Genomic DNA, 21,620 nt, shown 5'->3' on the forward strand with positions numbered 1-21,620 from the left:
ACTTTATCATAATATTGCGACAATAATAAGCTGTGTGATTGTATGTCGCTATAATTGAGTGTTAATATTTATGTAATACAAAACAACGCTACAATGGTGGAGGGGAATTATATTGGCTTTTGAGATTACGAATTTAAACGAAGATAAAGGGATTGATTTAATTACAATCTTTGATCAAAATTCAGAAATCGTATTAACGAACTATGGGATGAGAATTGTGGATTGGAAAGTTAATGGGCGTTCTGTCGTGTTGGGTCCTGACAAAAATGATAATATTGTTGAATATTATCGTCAAAATCCGTATTTCTTTGGTGCAACAGTTGGGAGATATGGTGGGAGAATTGCAAATGGAACGTTCAAATTAAATGATTCAACGTATGAGCTAGAAAGAAATGAAGATCCACATCATATCCATGGCGGTAGTAACGGTTTACATACACAAATATGTGACTATGAGGTGATAGATGATGGAGATGTAGTGACAGTTACTTATCAAATCACATTAAAACAAGAAGATGATCAATACCCAGGTAATATTGAAGGGACAGTTACACATAGCTATCATTTAATTGATAGAAAATGGACAATCAGTTATGAAGCGACAAGTACGGAAGATACATTATTTAATCCAATGAACCATGTATACTTTAATTTGAATGAGACGGATACTACTATTGATAATCATGTTATTCAAAATGAAAATATTCTTATGTACAACCTAGATGATGACGAAATCGTAAGGTCAAAAGACAATATAAACCTAAACGAAGCAATTGGAAAGAAGATTATGTCTTTTAAAGATATTTTTGAAAGTCAGTTGAATCAAATTAGTAAATTTAATGGAATAGATCATCCAATTCTTATGGAGAATGAGAAATTCACAATTTCAAACGAAGATTTAGAAGTCACTTTAGAAACTGATCGACCATTTGTAGTTGTATTTTCATTGAATGAAGTGGAATGGAATGATACAAACCAGAATATTAAAACTCATGGCGGATTCACATTAGAAGCACAATCAATACCAGACGATATACATTTGTATGGTGATAAAGCACCTTCAATTTTGAGAAAAGGTGAACCATTCAAAAGTGTAACAAGTTATACCATATCAAATCGATAAAACAAAAAGCGAATGGGACACATTAATGTGTTCCATTCGCTTTTTTGTTTTGCTTATTATGATCTAATATCTTTAACGATGTTACCTTCAATTGCGACGATTTTGATTCTGTTTGGGTCTTTTAATACGGAAATATTATCTAGTGGATTTTGATCTAATAATATAAAGTCAGCTTTCTTACCAACTTCAATTGTGCCGAGTTCTGTGTCATAACCTAAACATTCTGCTGCAGTTTTAGTTGATGAAACAATGGCTTCCATTTCTGTCATGCCATGCTCTACCATTAATTCTAACTCTCTTAAATTTGTGCCATGTTTGAATACGCCTGCATCTGTCCCCATTGCGATTTTAACACCGTCTTGATGTGCTTTCTTAAAACTATTAATATGATCTTGCATAACTTGTTTAGACTTATTGATAGAATTTTGGCTCATGCCTAGTTCTGTTGCAAATTCTATTACTGAAAGTGGTGCAAGTAGTGTTGGTACAAGGTACATATCTTTTTCTTTCATTAATTGACAAGCTTCATCGTCTAAATAAATGCCATGTTCTATTGAATGGATGCCTGCTTCAATACATTGTTTAACACCTTCTAAACCTTGTGCGTGTGCCATGACTTTTCGATTATTTCTAAATTTAGCTTCTTGTACGATGACTTTTAACTCTTCAACAGAAAATTGCGTATAATCCGGATGATCGGTTGCGCTGGTTACACCACCAGTTGCATGTACTTTTAATACATCCGCACCTGCTCGTAACATTTCACGCGCTTTCTTACGGACTTCTTCTACACCATCGCAAATTCCGTTTGGCATACCTGGATAACCATCTTGTAAGATAGGTAACTGAATACCTGATTTCGTATAGCTATCTCCGTGACCGCCGGTAATCGTCAACGCATTAATGCTGATTTGTAATCTTGGACCTAGAATCAATCCATCATTTACGGCTTCTTTAATACCTAAATCAGCACCTAGCGCATCGCGTACAGTCGTTACACCTGCATCAACTGTACGTTTTAAGTAATCCATTGCTTTATAAAAATTATACGAAAATGGTGTGGAGAATTTGCTTTCTAATGGGGCCATCTCTAACATAATATGAACATGACTATCTATCATTCCAGGTAATAAGTATTGACCGTTACCTTCTATGACATCTGTATCATGTAAATTTTGACCGATTTCAGAGATAGTTCCATTTTTAATTTTTACATCGACATTGTGCATTACTTCATTACCTGTACCATCAATTAAATGAATATCTTTAATAAGCATGTGAACGCCTCCTATTTGATTAAATAAAGTTCATGATGATGGTCGTTAATACAACAGACGCAACAGTTACAGTTGTAAAACCACCAATTATCATTGGACTTAATAGTTCATTAAATACATCTTCTCTATCTTCTTCATTATCTGTAACAGATCGACTAACTTCTTCACATAAGATGTAATCTCCCGGAAATCCAAATAATGCAGTTAGAGCTACTGGTAATGCTTTAGTAGGTTTCCAACCGATTAATTTTGCACCTACGAAACCACCAACTAAAATACCAATCGTACCAATAATTAAAATTGATAGAATAGCCGGTAAATGTACCCATAAATCGTGAGGCTTAATCCCACCCATTGAGCCAATAACAATTAAAATAATAGATACCATCATAATAGTAAATGACTGATTACGCTCCATTTCCTTCTGTTCAAATAACCCGATTTTTAAACCGATAATACCAAATAATAAACTGATAAGCGTAAAGTGAATACCAGTTAAATCGCCAATAATGAAGGCGATACTTGATAATAGGAACATGATAAACAGTCTAACGACATTGTTTTGTAAAAATGGTTGTTTATTAAAAATATTTTCTTTTTGTTTTGTTTCTTTGTTAGATATAGAGGCAACATTTTTATCATGCTCTCTATTTTCAAGATAATACTTTGAATATTTCTTCATTAAAATTGCACTGAGTGGCATACCTATTACGCCTTGTAACGCTTGAACGATAGCAGGTAATACAATTAAGTTTGCTAAACCTATTTCTTTTAATTTATCAACTGTAATAAGTAAAGCTACAATACCACCTGCGATAGGTCCAACACCGGATGCTGCAGTACGAAAATCAAACATCAGAGTGACAAACAGCAAAATTAAAGTCGTAGATCCTATAATGCCAAATACAGAAATAACAACAGCTTTCCACTGAGATTTCAGAATATAAAGCGGCATCATTGTCCCCATATGCATAATAACAGGTGCAATGACTAACGCACCAAGAGAGGGCAAAATAGCATTATCTAAAATCTTATCAGGTAATATACCTGCCCAACTAAGTAATAAATAACTCACCATAGATGTTAAGAGCATCGGAACACGAGCTTTCGTTAAACTAGAAATAATCTCACCTAATACGATTAATGAAAATAATATCGTCATAGATATAAGTGGTTCATTCACCATGTTTCATCACTTCCCTTTTGAGTATAATGATGTTGATTTTAGCATAATAAAATAGAATAGTTAATAGTGTATTCTAAATATTTAGAATTTTGAGATATATTTACACTAATATTTCAAAATAAAGCACATTACTACTGAATATATGATTATAAAACATAAATGACGATTTATGGTTAGAGGCCCTATTTTGCTAGATTGATGAAACTAGCAAAATAGAAGAGGACTAAGTGGCAAGATTGAGTAATCTAGCAAAATAGGCATACAAAAATTAAAAAAACGCGAAAATCCGCAGTGCATACGGATTTTCGCGTTTTTTTTATTTTCTGTTTTTATTTATATAGTAAATGCACAACAATAATATGATCCAAATTGGTGAGTAGATTAATGCGGATCTCGTATCTTCTGCAAAGAATAATATAACAAGTACGAATGCGAAGAATACGAGTGCTAAGTAAGAGCCTATAACACCGAATGGATTCTTGAGTTTAGATTTCTTATGTAAGTGGGCATCTTCTTTTCTATATTTTATATAACAAATTAAGATGATGGACCAAATGAAGATAAAGAATATCGTTGCTAATGTTGTAACAAGAGTGAATACATCATCTGGAATAAAGTAATTAAGTATTGCAGCAAAGAATAATACAACACCCGAGAATATTAAAGCTGGGTATGGTACACCACGTTTGTTTGTTTTACTTAATTGCCTTGGTGCATGGCCTGTTTGTCCGAGACCGTATACCATTCTACTGTTACTAAATAGTCCACTATTCGCTGCACTTGCTGCTGAAGTTAAGACTACAAAGTTTACTATGCCTGCTGCAGCTGGAATGCCTGCTAATACAAATAAGTTCACAAAAGGACTTTCCGAGGCAGATATTTTATTCCAAGGTGTGATGCTCATAATAATTAATAAACTTAATACATAAAAAATTAAAATACGAATACCAATAGAATTTACTGCTTTTGGTAAGTTTTGTTCTGGATCTTTCGTTTCACGAGCGGTTACACCAATTAGCTCAATCCCAACGAAGCTAAATACTGCCATTTGAAATGCTAATAAGAAGCCCATAGCACCATTTGGAAAAACGCCGCCGTGTGAATATAAATTGTGGAATCCAGATTGTATTCCGGTGCTAGATTTGAAACCAGTAAAGATAAGCCATAATCCGATAACGATTAATAAAATGATTGCGATAATTTTGATTAATGCAAACCAAAATTCAATTTCACCAAAAAGTTTAACGGTTAACAAATTTAGCCCTAATAGTATGAGTACTGTCCCGATTGCTGAAACATATGAAGGTACATCAGGATACCAAAATTGTATGTATTTAGCGACGGCAGTGATATCTGCGATACCAGTTGCTACCCAGCAGAACCAATAAGTCCAACCGGTTAAGAAACCGAATAAATGCCCTAAATAATGTTCGGCAATATCTGTGAAAGAGTTATATTCACTATTAGATAAGAGGAGTTCCCCTAAAGCTCTCATCATAATAAATAAGAAGAAGCCAATTATAATATAAACTAACAAAATCGAAGGACCAGCTAATGAAATACTTTTACCAGCACCTAAAAATAAGCCAGTACCAATCGCGCCACCAATTGCAATTAACTGAATATGCCGATTGGACATACTGCGTTGTAACTCATGATTATCCATTCTTTTTCGCACTCCTTAATCGTAACAATCATTAAAAATTTACTTTCTAAAAATCAATATAAAGGAAATTATACTACTATTTTCAGAATAATCCATGAAAATTAATATTTATACATTTGAGGTGAAATGCTGTGAATTGCAACAGCGCCAATGAAAGCGTTTAATTATATTGTAAAATTTTTCTGGAATTAAGAAGTAAAAGATGAATATAAATACAAATTTAATAAGTTGACCACATCGGTCGAAAGATGTAAGATGTAATCGACCACATTGGTCTAATGTAATGAAGTAGGTGTGTAAAATGAACAAAGCTTTTTATAATTTAGACGAAGAGAAACGCCAAAAAATTATTAATGCAGGATTATTAGAATTTTCAAGTCACGGATTTAGTCGTAGTTCGACAAATCGCATTGTAGCCGACGCAAGTATAGGTAAGGGGATGCTTTTTTACTATTTTGACAACAAGTTAGGGCTCTTTAAATTTCTAGTGGATTATTCTTTAGAGTTTATCAAGACGTATTACTTTAAACAGATTGATATGGAGGAGAAAGATGTATTTGAAAGGTTGACTAAACAAACAAAGATTAAGGCAGAAATGTTCAAAAAACATCCTGAAATGTCCAAGTTTTTATCAAAAGTTCTACTGGAAGCATCAGACCATAAACATATTAGTAAAGCACAACAAGATTTTATAATTCAGTTACAAAAGAAGGTTGAAATAAATTTATATAAAGACATAGATACTTCTTTGTTTCGAGAAGATTTAGACATTGAACAAGCAATAAATATCATTAGATATTCGATAATTGGATTTGGTGAATCTCTTAAGGGACGAGTTACACAAGATATGATTGAGGATAATAATTATGATGCATTCTATGAAGAATATGATTTATTAATTAAAGAGATGCGAAAAATATTCTATAAAGGATAGTGAGCGATGATGACATTATTAAAAGTTAATCAAATAACAAAGTCATTTGGAAAATTTAAAGCATTAAACGGTGTGGAATTTACGGTAAATGAAGGAGAAATATTTGGATTTATTGGCCCAAATGGCTCGGGTAAATCTACTACCATAAAAGCGATACTAGGCATGTTAAAGACAAACTCAGGTACGATTGAAGTGTTTGGAAAAGATGCTTGGACACAAGCAGTTGAAATCCATGAGAATATCGCCTATGTCCCTGGTGATGTTAACTTATGGCCCAATTTAACTGGTGGAGAAGTTATAGATTTGTTTCTAAAGTTAAGTGGTACGAAAAACAACGAGAAAAGAGACGCATTAATTAAGAAATTTGATTTAGATCCAACTAAAAAATGCAGCTCCTATTCTAAAGGCAATAGACAAAAAATAGCACTCATAGCTGCATTTGCAACTAATGCTGATTTATTAATATTAGATGAGCCAACGTCAGGTTTAGATCCATTGATGGAACAAGTCTTTCAAGAATGCGTATTAGAAAAGAAAAGAGAAGGGAAAAGTATTTTGCTATCTAGTCACATATTAAGTGAAGTTGAAAAATTATGTGACAGAGTCGGTATCATTAGAAAAGGTGAAATCGTTGAAACAGGATCATTAAATGATTTAAGACATTTAACGAGAATGCATTTTGTTGTTCAAACGAAAGAAAAATTAACTGCCCTAGAGCAACAAGTGGGTGTACACGATATAACAATAGAAGAAGATACGTATCATTTTCAAGTAGATTCGAAAGAGGTATCTAATGTTATAAAATATTTAGGTCAATTTGAATTGATGAAACTAGAAAGTATGCCGCCTACTTTAGAAGATTTATTTATGCGCCACTACGGTGAAGATATCGAAAGAGGTGAGTAGTGATGAGAAATCTGTTTAATGGTGTTGGTAAATTAACTTTATTTTATTTGAAAACTAATAAATGGAAGATGTTATTTTGGACGTTAGGTGTCGTAATGTTAACACTTATCATTCCACCAGCTTTTCAAGAAATGTATCCAAACAAAACTGATATGAAACCAATAGTGGAAACATCTAAGAATCCTGCAATGGAAGCAATGCTCGGACCAGGTCAATTTGATCATGTGTCAGTAGGTGTATTGTTCACGCATGAAATGTTGCTGTTCACAGGCATATTAGTAGCCATTATGAGTATATTATTTGTTTCTAAAGGAACAAGAGGGGATGAAGAAACTGGACGAGTTGAAATGATTAGAGCGTTACCAATAGGAAAGATGTCCCCTCTAATAAGTTCAGTGATGAGTATGATCATAGTTAATGTAGCTATTGCTGTATTGCTTTCTATAGGGCTACCATTATTAAATATTGATAGCATTGATTGGAAAGGATCTGTTATATTTGCAGTTTCTTTAGGTGTAATTGGTATATTGTTCGGAATGTTAGCGGCAATATTTGCACAGTTAACAGAGACGAGCAGTAGTGTAATGGGATACAGTATTACCGTATTAATCGTATGTTACTTAATACGCGCAATTGGCGATGTTTTGAACGACACAATTTCATTGATATCTCCATTAGGTTGGGTAACGCGTACATTTGCTTATTCCGAAAATAATGTACTGCCATTGTTCTTTATGTTTATGTTGGCCATGATATTCTTATTGATAGCAATGTTACTTTATGCAAGACGTGATTTAGAATCAGGATTATTGCCTTCTAGACCTGGAAAGAGAAACGCCAATCCAATTTGGCTATCCCCACTTGGTATGCAATTTAAATTATATAAGGTAGGTAATATTTCCTGGGCAATTGGAATGTTTATCTTTGGAGCATCTTATGGTTCCATATTCGGAGAACTTGATGCTTTCATTAAAGACAATACGATGTTACAACAAATGCTTGCTGGCAAAGGAAGTAATTATGTTGAATCATTTTTACCGACTTTAATGGTCATATTAGCAATCGTCTCAACAATACCTGCATTGATAAGCCTTTATAAAATTAAAACCGAAATAAATGAACATAGAATAGAACATATACTTTCAAGACCAGTTTCTAGGGTGAAATTTTTCAGTAGTTATATTGTAGTCGCTTTATTTAATTCATTTATTATGATATTTCTTGCTGCATTAGGACTTTATATTGCACAGCGATCTGTATTAAATCACCCATTTCATTTCTGGACAATCATTCATTCAGGAATCGTACACGTGCCTGCTATTATCACGTTTGTCGCGCTCGGTGTGTTATTAATTGGCTGGTTGAATAAATGGCACTTTGTCGTGTACCTATATTTAACTTATACATTTTTTGTTGTATATCTCGGTCAATTATTAAATTTGAATGACTGGTTGAAAAATATTACACCGTTTCAACATATCCCTGAAATACCGGTTGAAGAAATGAGTTATAAGGGTATAAGTATATTGATTGCTATATCTATCGTATTCATTGTCATTGGTTTGTTAGGATTTAAACGTAAAGATATTACTTAAAGGGAGATGTATGTATGACACAATTACCTAAGATTGGGAAACCCGCAACAAATGCATTAAATAATAAGAACATCACGACTTTAGAACAAGTATCAACCTTAACTGAGAAAGAACTTTCGAAAATGCATGGTGTTGGTCCAAAAGCAATAAAAATATTATTAGAAAATCTAGAAGAAAATGGATTGTCTTTCTATGAAGAAGATGGATTATTTGCGAATTTGGATTTTACAGTTAGCGGTGATTTGAATTGTAATAATGCTCCTAAACGTAAAGATATACGAGATATATTAATCGCATCAACTATAGGTGATGAGAAAGTATTAAACGATAAACTAAGTGATGATTTTGTATGGATTGTACCAGGAGAAGTGCGAATCGAAGGTAAAGAAAATTTTATTAGAGAAATTAATGAACATTTACAAAAAGTCTCAAGTCTAGAAGTGAAATCGCTCATAACACATGGTAAAGAAGGCGCATCTCATGGAACCATAACTAATGAACATGGTGGGGAAATTCATTTTGCTGATATGTATGAGTTCGAAAGTCATAAGAAAGATTCAAAAGTTAAAACGATAACATCGTACGTGTTAATGAATGACTAACATGTAAAAATATTATCAATTTAAATACTTATATGATTCAAAATATGGTAAATTATAAAAGATAATATTATATTTTGGAGGTATATCTATGGAAGCAACACTACCAAATTGCCCTAAATGTGACTCTGAATACACATATGAAGATGGTCTATTATTAGTATGTCCTATGTGTAGTCATGAATGGTCAGCAAATGAGGATAATTCATCAGAAGAAGTAACAATTATTAAAGATGTAAACGGCGTAGAATTAAATGATGGTGATACAGTAACAGTAGTCAAAGACTTAAAGATTAAAGGATCATCAAATTCTATTAAACAAGGAACTAAAGTTAAAGGAATTAGACTAGTTGATCCAGAAGACGGTCATGACATTGACTGTAAAATTCCAGGCTTCGGTCAAATTGGCTTGAAGTCATCAGTAGTAAAAAAAGTAAGTAAGTGATTTATCTAATGCCAAATATGATACGAGTGTGAGACGATATAATGATATCTCACACTCGTATTTTTTACTAGTGGATGACCTATTCTATTAGTCACATTTGCTTTTTCGGTCCACATAAATGATTATCTGGTCCGAAAACGGCAAATGCGGTCCACATAAATGATTATCTGGCCCGAAAATAGGAAATGCGGCCCACAAAAAAGGTTATGTGGGCCGAAAACGTGATTTATAGATTTTCGATGTCTATATCCATCCCCAAATAAAGAAAGTTAATCCATGACTTTGTTATTTCTGTCTTGTTAGAATTTGAAATAAATTGTTTTAATATTAAAATTGTTATTAAAATTTTTAGAATAATGAGAATTCAACTTATTATATACATAAAGTTAAAGATATGGTAAACATATAATATAATACATATTTTAATAAGGGAGAAAATTATGAAAGCATACATGCAAAAGTTTGCCCAATCGTTGATGTTGCCAATATCTATATTACCAGTTGCAGGGTTATTATTAGGAATTGCTTCATTTCTCGATTCAGGTGCAATTAGTGGGAAAGGTAATAGTGTTGCTAACTTTTTAGCCAATGGTGGATTGGCAATTATTGAGAGTTTACCAATATTATTTGCAGTCGGTTTGGCGTTCGGGATGTCTAAAGATAAAAATGGTGCTGCAGCATTAAGTGGTCTTGTATCATTTTTAGTTGTGACGAAAGTACTTGATCCAGTATCAATGGCAAAAATTTTACATACTTCACAAGATAAAGTTGATATCGCATTTACAGGTATCAGTAATGTGTTTATAGGGATTATTTGTGGTTTAGTAACAGCAGCAATTTACAATAGGTTTAAAGATACTAAACTCCCAACTGCATTAGCGTTTTTCAGTGGGAAACGATTAGTACCTATCTTATCCGCGGCTACAATGCTCGTTATATCATTAGCATTAATGTTTATTTGGCCGCCAGTTTATAATAGTTTAGTATCATTCGGGGAATTGATTTCTGGTCTTGGGCCATTAGGTGCGGGATTATATGGATTTTTCAATAGATTATTGTTACCTTTCGGATTACATCATGCTTTAAACCAAGTATTCTGGTTTGATATAGCCGGAATTAATGATATTGCAAATTTCTGGTCAAGTAAAGGTGAAGAAGGAATAACAGGTAGGTATCAAGCAGGTTTATTCCCTATCATGATGTTTGGAATGCCAGCTGCAGCACTTGCCATTTGGAAAAATGCTGAAAAACGTAATAAAAAAGTAGTCGGTTCATTAATGTTAGCAGCAGGTCTTGCATCATTTATAACTGGTATAACAGAGCCGCTTGAATTTTCATTCTTAGTAGCAGCACCGTTACTCTTTGGAATTCATGCAGTATTAACAGGTATTTCTCTATTTATTGCAGCAACGTTCCATTGGACAGCTGGATTTACGTTCAGTGCAGGGTTAATTGATTACTTGCTTAGTTTAAGTATTCCGATAGCGAATAAACCATTGATGCTATTAGTATTAGGTGTAGTTATGGGGATTGTTTATTTCGTTATCTTTGATTTTGCTATACGTAAATTTGACTTAAAGACACCAGGTAGAGATGGCTTAATGCCAGAAGCTTCTAAGCAAGATCCGAGTCTTGAAGAAAATGCAAACACTTCTAATGAAGGTATTTCAAACAAAACAAGATTAATCTATGAAGCAATTGGTGGTAAAGAGAATATTCAAGACATCGATAATTGCGCTACGAGACTACGTTTAACTTTAAACGATACAAGTATTGTTGATCAAGAAAAGATTAAACAATCAGGCGCATTGGGAAATAAAATTATAAGTGATAAAAACATTCAAGTCATTATTGGTACGGATGTTCAATTCACTGCAGACGAATTAATGAAATTACAACAAAATTAAAATAAAGTTCTGACTCAATAACAATTGAAAAAATTGTTGTTGAGTCTTTTTTTGTCGATTACAAACGATATAATCAACGATTTAAAACATTATTGAACATTATTGAACAAAAATAACTAAAAATGAATGCTTTTTTAAAATTTTAGTAGTAATATGTACGTAATGAAGTACAAAAGGGGGAACGAAGATGGGAATTAAAAAAGCGATTTTGTTAGGTGCAGGTGATAGAGGTGGCAAAGTTTATGCAAATTTAATTAAATCATTGCCACATGAAATCCAATTAGTCGCTGTTGCTGAGCCGATTAAAGAAAGAAGAGAAAGAATTTCGAAAGAACATCATATAGAAGGAAAATCTGTCTATGCATCATGGGTAGATTTATTGAACGATAGACCTGATGCAGATGTCGCTATTATATGTACGCAGGATAAAGAGCATTTTGAACCGACAATGAAAGCATTAGATTCAGGTTATCATGTATTATTAGAAAAGCCTATGTCACCAAGTGCTGGAGAATGTATTAAAATGGTCGAAAAATCTGAAGAAATGAACAAAACGTTAACGATTTGTCACGTATTAAGATATACGCCGTTTTGGAATAGAATTAAGAAAATAGTCGAAAATGGAGATATTGGAGAAGTTGCATCTATACAATTAAATGAAAATGTAGAATATATGCATATGTCTCATAGTTTCGTAAGAGGTAATTGGAAGAGCAAAGAAACATCTAGCCCTATGATATTGGCAAAATCTTGTCATGATATGGATATTATTAGTTATATAATGGATAAAGATTGTAAGAGAATCAATTCGTTCGGTTCGTTAATGTATTTTAATGAATCAAACAAACCAGAGGGTGCACCACTTAGATGTCTAGATGGCTGTCCTGCAGAAAATGAATGCCCATTCCATGCTGGAAGATATTACTTAGGTAGAGGTAAAGGTTGGGCAATGAAATTTACTGAAGAAAATACAAATGAAGCCATTATTAAATCATTACAAACAACAGATTACGGTAAATGTGTATTCCAATCTGATAACGATGTTGTGGATCATCAAGTTGTAAATATGGAATTTGATAACGGTGCAACGGCCACATTTAGTATGAGTGCATTTACGAGAGAACAAACAAGAATCGTTCAAATTATGGGAACGAAAGGTGAAATAAGAGGTAATATGGAAACAAACGAAATAAGTGTTTTTGACTTTTTAACGAGAGAAGAAAAAGTTGTTAAATTCCCTGAAGTTGCGAGTGGACATGGTGGCGGAGACGAAGGCATTATTAAAGATTTTATACAAACGATAAATCGTAAAGATAATCAAACATCTAAGTCGGTAGCAAGTAAATCGTTAATCAGTCATTTAATGGCGTTTGCAGCTGAAGAATCAAGATTAAACCAAGGACAGTCTATCAATATAGATGAATTCTATACAAAAATAGCCTCAGGTGAATAATAATCTTTAACAATTTAATATAAAAAATGGGAGTGGGACAGAAATCTCATTTTATCAAAAAAGATTTCGTTGTCCCACCCCGGCAAGGATGACTAGAATTGAAAAAAGCTTGATATAAAGCGTATTTTCAGTTCAGTCATCTACTGCCAATATACAACAAAGGCTAGGACTCATTAATTATGTCCCAGCCTTATTTATTTAAATATAGAATTTATATTCCTAACTTCATATTTAATTTACAATAAAGTCAGGCTTTTCACCGTTTAGTTTTTTGATTGTATTATTTGCTACTATTTCAGCCATCATATCTCGTGCTTCAAATGATGCGTTTCCGATATGAGGTGTCAGTACGACATTATCCATAGATTTAAGCGCTTCAGTTATTTGAGGTTCGAATTCAAATACATCTAAAGCTGCACCTTCAATTTGTTTATTCTTTAATGCGTCTACTAATGCTTGTTCATCTACGATAGGGCCACGTGCCGCATTAATAATATATGCTGTTTCTTTCATTTTATTAAATGCATCTTTATTGAAGAGGTGATGTAATTGTTCTGAATAAGCTGCGTTTATTGTGATGAAATCAGCTTGCTCTAACATATCATCTAGACTGACATAAGACGCCCCGAGTTCAGCTTCTTGTTCAGGCTTTCTATTTGGTCCGGTATAGATGATATTCATGTCAAATCCCTTGGCACGTCTAGCGACAGCTGAACCTATCTCACCAAGTCCAACTATACCGATAGTCTTACCGGAGACTTCTCGACCTCTAAAGAATAGTGGAGCCCATCCATTAAATCCTGTCGTTCTACAAACTTTATCACCCTCCGGTATTCTTCTTGCTGCCGCTATTAAAATACCAATAGTTAAATCTGCAGTAGCATTTGTTGAAGCTTTAGGTGTATTGGTTACATCTATGTCTTTTTCACGTGCGTATTTCACATCAATATTATTGAATCCAGCACCATAATTTGCAATGAATTTTAAGTTTGGTGCATTATCTATGATTTCTTTATCTATATTTGTAGATAATGGGCTTATTATGGCATCTACATCTTTAACACGAGCGAGTAATGTTTCTTTCGTAATCAGTTTCTCACCTTCAAACACATCTACTTCAAAATGTTCTTTCAATAAATTTAATCCTTCGCTAGGTATTTCACCTGTAATTAATACTTTTGCCATGATAAAACCTCCTAGAAATATTCGTTGTACTATAAAGATACCCTATTTTTGCATTTTCCATTCACTGTACTTTCGGGTGATAATTTCAAAAGCGATATGGTAAGGGAGAAAACTTGATGCAGTGTGGTGACTAAATAATTCTATTGGTGAACTATTAACATAAATATTATAGCTTGCATTTTGTGCTAAATAATTATCTTTCAACGTTGTGATAGATATATACTTAATATTTCGTGTATGCATGATTTTTATTTTTTCTTTAAGATGTGCCGTATCGCCAGATAAAGAAATAATAAAGAGTAAATCCTCTGCTTTCATCTGATCTATTGCAATTTGAAGTTCATTTTCATCATTGATAACCATAACGCGTTTGTTTATTGAAAGGAAGTGTCTTTGAGCATCACGAGCAACGTTTAACTGTGCGATACCAGTACCATAAATATAAATGAAGGAAGACTTGTCTAATTCTGAGCTAATATAATCATAGTCTATCATTTTTAAATGTTTAATAGATTGGTTTATATCTTGTTCTAAACTATCTATTATATCAGTTGAAGGTTCAGAAACTTGTCTATTCAATTTAATATATGCTTTAAAGTCACTATACCCATCGAATCCGAGTTTGCGTGCAAGGCGATGAATAGAAGAAATAGAAGTATGTGAAATATCTGCTAGTTCTTGTATCTTTAAACGATGTAGTAAATGAATGTTTTCGTTAACCATTTTGATGATATGTATGTCATTGTCGTTTAACTGCTGATAATGCTCGTTTATAAGTTTATCCAAAATCATTGATTATCCTCCATTCTTATTGAAAATTTTTTCATGTTTTGAAAATATAACCTAAGTTTACTATGTGATTTCTAAATTCGTCAAACCTATTGGAATGTGTAAGCGCTTCCTATATTGTGGAGAGAAGACGAAATTAAAAAGGGGTTATGATATGAACACAATTAAACGATTTGGTAGTGCGATGATTGTACCAGTATTACTGTTTGCATTTTTCGGTATAGTTGTTGGATTAGCTACATTATTTAAAAATCCAAACATTATGGGTGCAATTGCAGATGAAGGTACAATGTGGTTCAAAATTTGGAGCCTGATTGAAGCAGGCGGATGGACGATTTTCAATCATATGGAATTAGCATTCGTCATTGGGTTACCAATATCTTTGGCTAAGAAAGCCCAAGGAAGAGCAACATTAGCGGCATTGATGATCTATTTAGTGTTCAATAATTTCATCAATGCAATTTTAACGCTTTGGCCAAAAACTTTTGGAGTAGATTTATCTAAAGGTGTAGAAAACTTAACGGGAGTAAAGGAAATTGCGGGAATAGAAACTTTAGATACAAGTATTATCGGTGCAATATTTATTTCAGCTATTGTGATTTGGATACATAATCGCTTTTATGATAAGAAATTGCCAGAAATGGTTGGGATTTTTCAAGGATTACCATTTGTTGTTATGATTGGTTTCTTTATTATGATTCCAATTGCATTTATTGTATGTGCGGTATGGCCATCAGTTCAAGATGCGATCGCTTCATTACAAGGAGTTATGTTGAAATCAGGTTTTGTTGGAGTTTGGTTATTCCATTTCTTAGAAAGAATTTTAATCCCAACTGGACTACATCATTTCATTTATACACCATTTGAATATGGTCCTGCTGTGGTAAATGGAGGGTTGAAACCTTACTGGATCGAACATTTAACTGATTTCTCAAATTCTAAAAAATCATTAAAAGAATTATATCCTTATGGTTTCTTATTACAAGGAAATATTAAAATTTTCGGATGTCTAGGTATAGCTTTAGCGATGTATGCTTCGACACCTAAAGAAAATAAGAAAAAGGTTCTGGCGTTAGTGCTACCAGCAGGTTTAACTGCAATATTTGCCGGAATAACAGAACCACTTGAATTTACATTCCTATTTATTGCACCATACTTATTCTTAATTCATGCATTGCTTGGAGCAACAATGGTAACAATCATGTATCTATTTGGTGTAGTGGGTATTCAAGGTGGTGGCGCAATAGAAATTGCTGCTATTAACTGGATTCCATTATCCGCAAATCATGGTATGACATATGTGTCTCAAATTATAATTGGTATAATATTTGTCGCGATTTATTTCTTCGTATTTAAATTTATCATTGAGAAATTTAATATTCCATTACCTGGACGTGTGGCAGATGAAGGTGATGCTAAGTTATTTACGAAATCAGATTATAAAGCGAAGAAAGGTTCTGGAACACCTGAGACTAACAACGGTGAATCAGAATACGATATGAAAGCTATTTACTATTTAGAGGGATTAGGTGGCAAAGATAATATTAAAGATGTCACAAACTGTGCAACTAGGTTAAGGGTAACGGTATTTGATGCGAGCTTAGTGAAAGATAATGATTATTTCATATCTAATCAAATGGCGCATGGTGTCGCTAAAAGTGGTACGAACGTACAAGTAATCGTTGGTTTAAGTGTTCCTCAAATTAGAGACTCATTTGAGACTATGATCTAGTGAGATGAAAAGTTTTAGCGAGAAAACCAACTTTCTTTTATAGCAAACTTATAAATGCTATAGTTAATCAAAAGGTTTAATATATTTTTATTAAAATATATAAGGAGAATATCTATGTATATAGAGAGAAAACCAACTGTTAACTTAGCAGCATTAAAAAGAGAGTTTGTACACAATATTGGTGAATTTGAGAATATAAAATCTCCAGAATATGCCCTTGAAGAATTGTTTGACTTTGTTGAAGTACAACATAATTATGCTTCAGCGTTAGAAGAAATTGGTACGAAATTAAAAATATTAGATGACGAATTTCGCGTTGCATATGAACATAATCCAATACATCATATGGAAAAACGCGTGAAAGAATTCCCGAGTTTAATTAAGAAGTTAAAGCGCAAAGGATTTCCTTTGAATGCTAGATCTGCCAAAGAAAATATTCAAGATATCGCGGGTATTCGTGTTGTTTGTAACTATTTAGAAGATATTTATACAATCGAGAATTTACTTTTAAATCAAGAAGATGTTAAATTATTAAAGCGAAAAGACTATATAAAATTTCCGAAAGAAAATGGTTATAAAAGTTTACACCTAGTCGTTTCAATACCTGTATATTTAGCCGAGAGTGTGAAAGTCATACCTGTCGAAATACAAATTAGAACAATTGGAATGGATATGTGGGCAAGTCTTGAACATAAACTCAGATATAAAAATACAAATATTTCAACAGAACAGTATCAAGAAAAATTGAGACAATGCTCAATGGAAATTACAAGTGTAGAACAGAAGATGCAAGACATGAATAATGAAATTTATCATAGCGATTTTTAATCACGAATGAATAAAGTAGAAATTTTTAGATATATCACATGAGGATATAATGATGAAGTCACCAATCTCTTGTTCATATTATGACGACAGTCATCGGAGGTTGTATCGTCGTGCTTTTTGCGCATTGACTACGCAATCGTGATGATCAAGATGATAAGTAAAATAGGCGACTAGCCAACACAAAAATCCCCTCACTACTCGCAGTAGTGAGGGGATTGGTGCATATATGCACGAAACGCTTGTTATAGAGCGTATAACATTATAGTGGTTGTGAATGTAAAACAAGATAATTGAGCCATATCTAGAGGTATTATAGCCGCCAGAGCGATTCCACCTGCCAAACCAGATGCATAAGACATACGAGTTGATTTAATAACGCTGAATTTATTGTTTTATGTATCACTTTATCTAGTTCTTATTTAGAATACAAAGTAGTTGGGGCATCTTCTAATAATTTACGAATATCCTTTTTAATTTGTTATAATTATAAATATATAGTAAATCGAAGGAGCTAAATAAATGGAAAAACATCCAAAAGTTGAAGCCTTTATGGAAAGAGAGAATAAGTGGAAAGCGCACTTTGAATTATTAAGAGAGATTATCCGAGAATGTGATTTAGAAGAAGATTATAAGTGGATGCATCCTTGTTACACACTTAAGGGGAAAAACGTTGTATTGATTCATGGATTTAAAGAATATTGTGCTTTACTGTTTCATAAAGGGGTGTTAATGAAAGATCCAGAGCATCTACTTATACAACAAACGAAGAATGTTCAAACTGCACGACAGTTGAGATTTACAACTGTTGAACAAATTAACGAACAACGAGACATCATAAAGGCTTATGTCCAAGAAGCAATTGAACTTGAAAAGTCGGGCGCAAAGGTAGAATTGAAAGAAACCGAAGAATATGACATACCAGAAGAATTACAAACAGCATTACAAGAAAATAGAGCACTTGAGGAAGCGTTTTATAATTTAACACCAGGTAGACAAAGACAATATATTTATTTTGTTAGCCAAGCTAAACGGTCTTCAACAAGACAATCAAGAGTTGAAAAGTATATCGATCACATTTTAGATGGTAAAGGTATGAATGATTAAGGAGAGTATGATTTTTGAGAACCATTAAATTCTGAAAACTCAATCTTATTATGACGTATTTTAATTAAATAATGTTAAAATACAATTGTTGAATAAAATATAGGGGGAATTGAAGTGGCTGATTCAGTAAAATTATTAAAAACTCTTACAGACATAAACGGTATATCGGGATTTGAGTTTTTTGTTAAAGAAAAGATGAGAGAATATTTAGAGCCAGTAAGTGATGAAATTATAGAAGATAATTTAGGTGGTATTTTTGGTAAAAGAAATGCCGACAACGGTTCTAAAACATTACTTATAGCAGGTCATTTGGATGAAATAGGATTTATCGTAACACGAATAGATGATGATGGATTCATTAAGTTTACGCCAATTGGTGGATGGTGGAATCAAGTTATGTTGTCACAAAAAATGACAATTACAACTGATGAAGGTAAAACTTATAGAGGTATAATAGGTTCTAAACCTCCACATGTACTTGGACAAGAAGAACGTAAAAAACAAGTCGAAATGAAAGATATGTTCATTGATCTAGGTGTTGATAATAAAGAAGCGGTTGAAGCATTAGGGATTGAAATAGGCAATATGATAACGCCATACTCCGAATTTGAAGAGCTAGGTGATGGAAATTATTTAACAGCTAAAGCGTTTGATAATCGCTTTGGATGTGCGTTAAGTGTAGACGTATTAAATCAACTTAAAGATGAGAGTCTTGGAATTAATTTAGTATCAGGTGCAACAGTACAAGAAGAAGTTGGTTTACGTGGTGCTAAAGTTGCAGCTAACAAAATTAAGCCAGATTTATCTATCGCAGTTGATGTAGGGATTGCATACGATACACCAGGAATGAAAGGGCAAGACCATGATACTAAATTAGGTGATGGTCCACTTGTATTATTGATGGATGGAACAAATATTGGTCATGTGGGCTTCAGAAAATTCATAAAAAAATTAGCTAAAGAAAAGAATATAGACTTACAGTGGGATAATATTACAGGCGGTGGAACGGATGCAGGTAGCATTCATGTCGCAAATGAAGGAACACCAACAATTTCAATTGGAATCCCATTACGCTATATGCATTCAAATGTGTCTGTCATTCATAAACAAGATTATTTAAAAACTGTGAATTTAGTTGCAGAAATTGTAAAAGCATTAAACGATGATACAGTTAAAGAAATTATGTGGTAATAAAGATGTTTAAAGAGTATGCGAGATAAAGCTTTGTAGTCGTAGAAGTCATGGAATAACACAGCAGTTGCTCCAACCAAGGGATGATTTCTACCATAATATGGATAAATATACTGAATATATCTAAGAGTAGGATTCGAAATCACGATTATAAGATGGTTTCTTACCTGCTCTTTTTTATATTGTAATATAATGAAATTTATTTGATAAATCCTTTCGTGAAAGGGTATATAGCTAGTGTTATGACTAAGTGCTAATTTATTATTAAAATAAAATAAAAAAACAGAAATATTTATAGAATGATAATAATGGATATTGTTTGTAAACGTTGATATTATGCTATATCATGAGTAATAGAATACGTAACGCTATTAAGATTCAGTGAGACTTATTTTTATATTTATTGAATAAAGGGAAGTGGAAAATATCGAAAAAGAAAAAAAGAAATTGCTCCGCAAAATGGTCAAACCATTTGAAAATAACAACTTAAAGAAAAGTACAATACAAATACTCAATACATTAATACCATTTGTTGCGATAGTAGTAGCAGGGTTTTTAAGTTATCAAATACATTGGTCATTATCAATTATTCTTGGTGCTGTGGCATCGGGATTTTTAATTAGAACATTTATTATTTTTCATGACTGTTGTCATGGATCATTCTTAAGTGAGAAGAAGAACAACGATTTGTTAGGAAATATAACGGGTATTTTAACGTTTTTCCCTTATGAAAAGTGGAGAAGAGAACATATTATTCACCATACAAGTAGTGGGAATTTAGAAAAACGTGGCATCGGTGATATTTGGGTTATGACGATTGAAGAATATCATGAAGCATCTAAATTTACTCAATTTAAATATAGAATGTATCGTCATCCATTTGTGATGTTTGTACTTGGACCGATATACTTACTATTCATATCAAATAGAATGAATGCTAAAGACGCTAAGAAGAGAGAACGACGAAACACATGGATTCATAATATTACATTGTTAGTGTTATACGCTGGAATATTCCTAATAGTTGGTGCGGTACCATTTATGTTGGTCTTTCTACCAATGTTATTTTTAGCTGGTATGATGGGCATTTGGTTATTCTACATTCAACATACATTTGAAGATTCTTACTTTGAAGAATCATCAGAATGGGATTATGTCAAAGCAGCAATTGATGGAAGTTCGTTTTACAAATTGCCTAAACTATTTCAATGGATGACTGGGAACATTGGTTATCACCATGTTCATCATTTAAGTCCTAGAATTCCGAATTACGAATTAGCACAAGCACATGAGAAAACACCACCATTACATCATGCAACGACAATTACAATTAAAGAAAGTTTAGAATCACTAAAATATAAACTTTATGATGAAAAAAATAAATGTTTCATTACATTTAAAGAATATACACGCAGATTTAAAGGCACGCATGCATAAAATTCATAGATAGAATGTTGAAACTCTATATGACAGAACACATTACTAGGTCAAATATACCCTAACTAATGTGTTCTTTATTTTTATGGAATTTCTCAGTTTTTGCTTGTTATTTATAATCTTTGCTTCAAACTATTTTCTTGGTCATCATCATTTTACAAAGTCGTGACAAAATGTTATTTCTATTTAAAAAAATACAACTATTTCGTATAATTTAATTAATCATTATAAAAATAAATGAATATGATATATATAATAAATTT

The 21,620-nt window shown here is 32.7% G+C and carries 18 protein-coding genes and 1 pseudogene; 14 read left to right on the plus strand and 5 right to left on the minus strand.

Going from position 1 to position 21,620, the window contains the following annotated elements:
• Window positions 1-112 precede the first annotated feature (112 nt).
• Window positions 113-1,123 carry an aldose epimerase family protein gene (locus CD111_RS02530; protein ID WP_095089629.1) on the plus strand — a complete coding sequence of 337 codons (1,011 nt, stop codon included), beginning with the start codon at window positions 113-115 and terminating at the stop codon, window positions 1,121-1,123.
• A 56-nt stretch (window positions 1,124-1,179) separates the two neighbouring features.
• Here CD111_RS02530 and CD111_RS02535 read toward each other — a convergent pair whose 3' ends face one another.
• From CD111_RS02535 to CD111_RS02545, 3 genes are all read right to left on the minus strand, one after another.
• Window positions 1,180-2,400, minus strand: a complete 1,221-nt coding sequence (locus tag CD111_RS02535; protein WP_095089627.1) for a metal-dependent hydrolase family protein — start codon at window positions 2,398-2,400, stop codon at window positions 1,180-1,182.
• 19 nt (window positions 2,401-2,419) lie between these two features.
• Entirely contained in the window at window positions 2,420-3,586 is a 1,167-nt protein-coding gene (locus CD111_RS02540; protein ID WP_095089625.1) for a hypothetical protein, read from the minus strand.
• Window positions 3,587-3,902: 316 nt separating this feature from the next.
• The gene (locus CD111_RS02545) at window positions 3,903-5,252 is read right to left on the minus strand and encodes an amino acid permease (protein ID WP_095089623.1); all 1,350 of its coding nucleotides are present in this window, start codon (window positions 5,250-5,252) and stop codon (window positions 3,903-3,905) included.
• Between the two features lie 301 nt (window positions 5,253-5,553).
• Here CD111_RS02545 and CD111_RS02550 point away from each other — a divergent pair, with 301 nt between their 5' ends.
• From CD111_RS02550 to CD111_RS02580, 7 genes are all read left to right on the plus strand, one after another.
• Window positions 5,554-6,186 (plus strand): TetR/AcrR family transcriptional regulator, encoded by a 633-nt coding sequence (locus tag CD111_RS02550; protein WP_095089621.1) that lies wholly within the window; start codon window positions 5,554-5,556, stop codon window positions 6,184-6,186.
• Between the two features lie 9 nt (window positions 6,187-6,195).
• Complete coding sequence (locus CD111_RS02555; protein WP_095090179.1) at window positions 6,196-7,092, plus strand: ABC transporter ATP-binding protein; 897 nt, start codon at window positions 6,196-6,198, stop codon at window positions 7,090-7,092.
• Between the two features lie 2 nt (window positions 7,093-7,094).
• Window positions 7,095-8,687, plus strand: coding sequence for an ABC transporter permease (locus CD111_RS02560; protein ID WP_095089619.1), 1,593 nt, complete (start codon window positions 7,095-7,097; stop codon window positions 8,685-8,687).
• 14 nt (window positions 8,688-8,701) lie between these two features.
• A complete protein-coding gene (locus CD111_RS02565) occupies window positions 8,702-9,289 on the plus strand; it encodes a helix-hairpin-helix domain-containing protein (protein ID WP_095089617.1) in 588 nt (195 codons plus the stop codon).
• Window positions 9,290-9,377: 88 nt separating this feature from the next.
• Window positions 9,378-9,731 (plus strand): zinc ribbon domain-containing protein YjdM, encoded by a 354-nt coding sequence (locus tag CD111_RS02570; protein ID WP_095089615.1) that lies wholly within the window; start codon window positions 9,378-9,380, stop codon window positions 9,729-9,731.
• 440 nt (window positions 9,732-10,171) lie between these two features.
• On the plus strand, window positions 10,172-11,638 hold the full coding sequence (gene nagE, locus CD111_RS02575) for an N-acetylglucosamine-specific PTS transporter subunit IIBC (protein ID WP_095089613.1): 1,467 nt from the start codon (window positions 10,172-10,174) through the stop codon (window positions 11,636-11,638).
• 187 nt (window positions 11,639-11,825) lie between these two features.
• Entirely contained in the window at window positions 11,826-13,091 is a 1,266-nt protein-coding gene (locus CD111_RS02580) for a Gfo/Idh/MocA family protein (RefSeq protein WP_095089611.1), read from the plus strand.
• Window positions 13,092-13,322: 231 nt separating this feature from the next.
• Here the strand turns inward: CD111_RS02580 and CD111_RS02585 are convergent, their stop codons facing one another.
• Both CD111_RS02585 and CD111_RS02590 read right to left on the minus strand, forming a co-directional pair.
• On the minus strand, window positions 13,323-14,276 hold the full coding sequence (locus CD111_RS02585; protein WP_095089609.1) for a 2-hydroxyacid dehydrogenase family protein: 954 nt from the start codon (window positions 14,274-14,276) through the stop codon (window positions 13,323-13,325).
• Window positions 14,277-14,318: 42 nt separating this feature from the next.
• Window positions 14,319-15,068, minus strand: coding sequence for a MurR/RpiR family transcriptional regulator (locus CD111_RS02590; protein WP_095089607.1), 750 nt, complete (start codon window positions 15,066-15,068; stop codon window positions 14,319-14,321).
• 151 nt (window positions 15,069-15,219) lie between these two features.
• Between CD111_RS02590 and CD111_RS02595 the strand changes: the two genes are divergently transcribed.
• The 6 genes and pseudogenes from CD111_RS02595 (at window position 15,220) to desA (ending at window position 21,357) form a co-directional block, all read left to right on the plus strand.
• Window positions 15,220-16,797, plus strand: a complete 1,578-nt coding sequence (locus CD111_RS02595; RefSeq protein ID WP_095089605.1) for an alpha-glucoside-specific PTS transporter subunit IIBC — start codon at window positions 15,220-15,222, stop codon at window positions 16,795-16,797.
• 114 nt (window positions 16,798-16,911) lie between these two features.
• The gene (locus CD111_RS02600; protein WP_095089603.1) at window positions 16,912-17,625 is read left to right on the plus strand and encodes a GTP pyrophosphokinase; all 714 of its coding nucleotides are present in this window, start codon (window positions 16,912-16,914) and stop codon (window positions 17,623-17,625) included.
• 62 nt (window positions 17,626-17,687) lie between these two features.
• Window positions 17,688-17,753, plus strand: a pseudogene (locus CD111_RS12345) (type I toxin-antitoxin system Fst family toxin); the annotation flags it as partial.
• 391 nt (window positions 17,754-18,144) lie between these two features.
• Window positions 18,145-18,729 (plus strand): YdeI/OmpD-associated family protein, encoded by a 585-nt coding sequence (locus tag CD111_RS02605; protein WP_095089601.1) that lies wholly within the window; start codon window positions 18,145-18,147, stop codon window positions 18,727-18,729.
• Between the two features lie 114 nt (window positions 18,730-18,843).
• The gene (locus CD111_RS02610; protein ID WP_095089599.1) at window positions 18,844-19,920 is read left to right on the plus strand and encodes a M42 family metallopeptidase; all 1,077 of its coding nucleotides are present in this window, start codon (window positions 18,844-18,846) and stop codon (window positions 19,918-19,920) included.
• A gap of 426 nt (window positions 19,921-20,346) precedes the next feature.
• Complete coding sequence (desA, locus tag CD111_RS02615; RefSeq protein WP_095090177.1) at window positions 20,347-21,357, plus strand: Delta(5) desaturase DesA; 1,011 nt, start codon at window positions 20,347-20,349, stop codon at window positions 21,355-21,357.
• Window positions 21,358-21,620: the final 263 nt, after the last annotated feature.

Origin of the sequence: Mammaliicoccus stepanovicii (genome assembly GCF_002902525.1) — a bacterium.
In the GTDB taxonomy this organism is placed as follows: Bacteria; Bacillota; Bacilli; order Staphylococcales; family Staphylococcaceae; genus Mammaliicoccus; species Mammaliicoccus stepanovicii.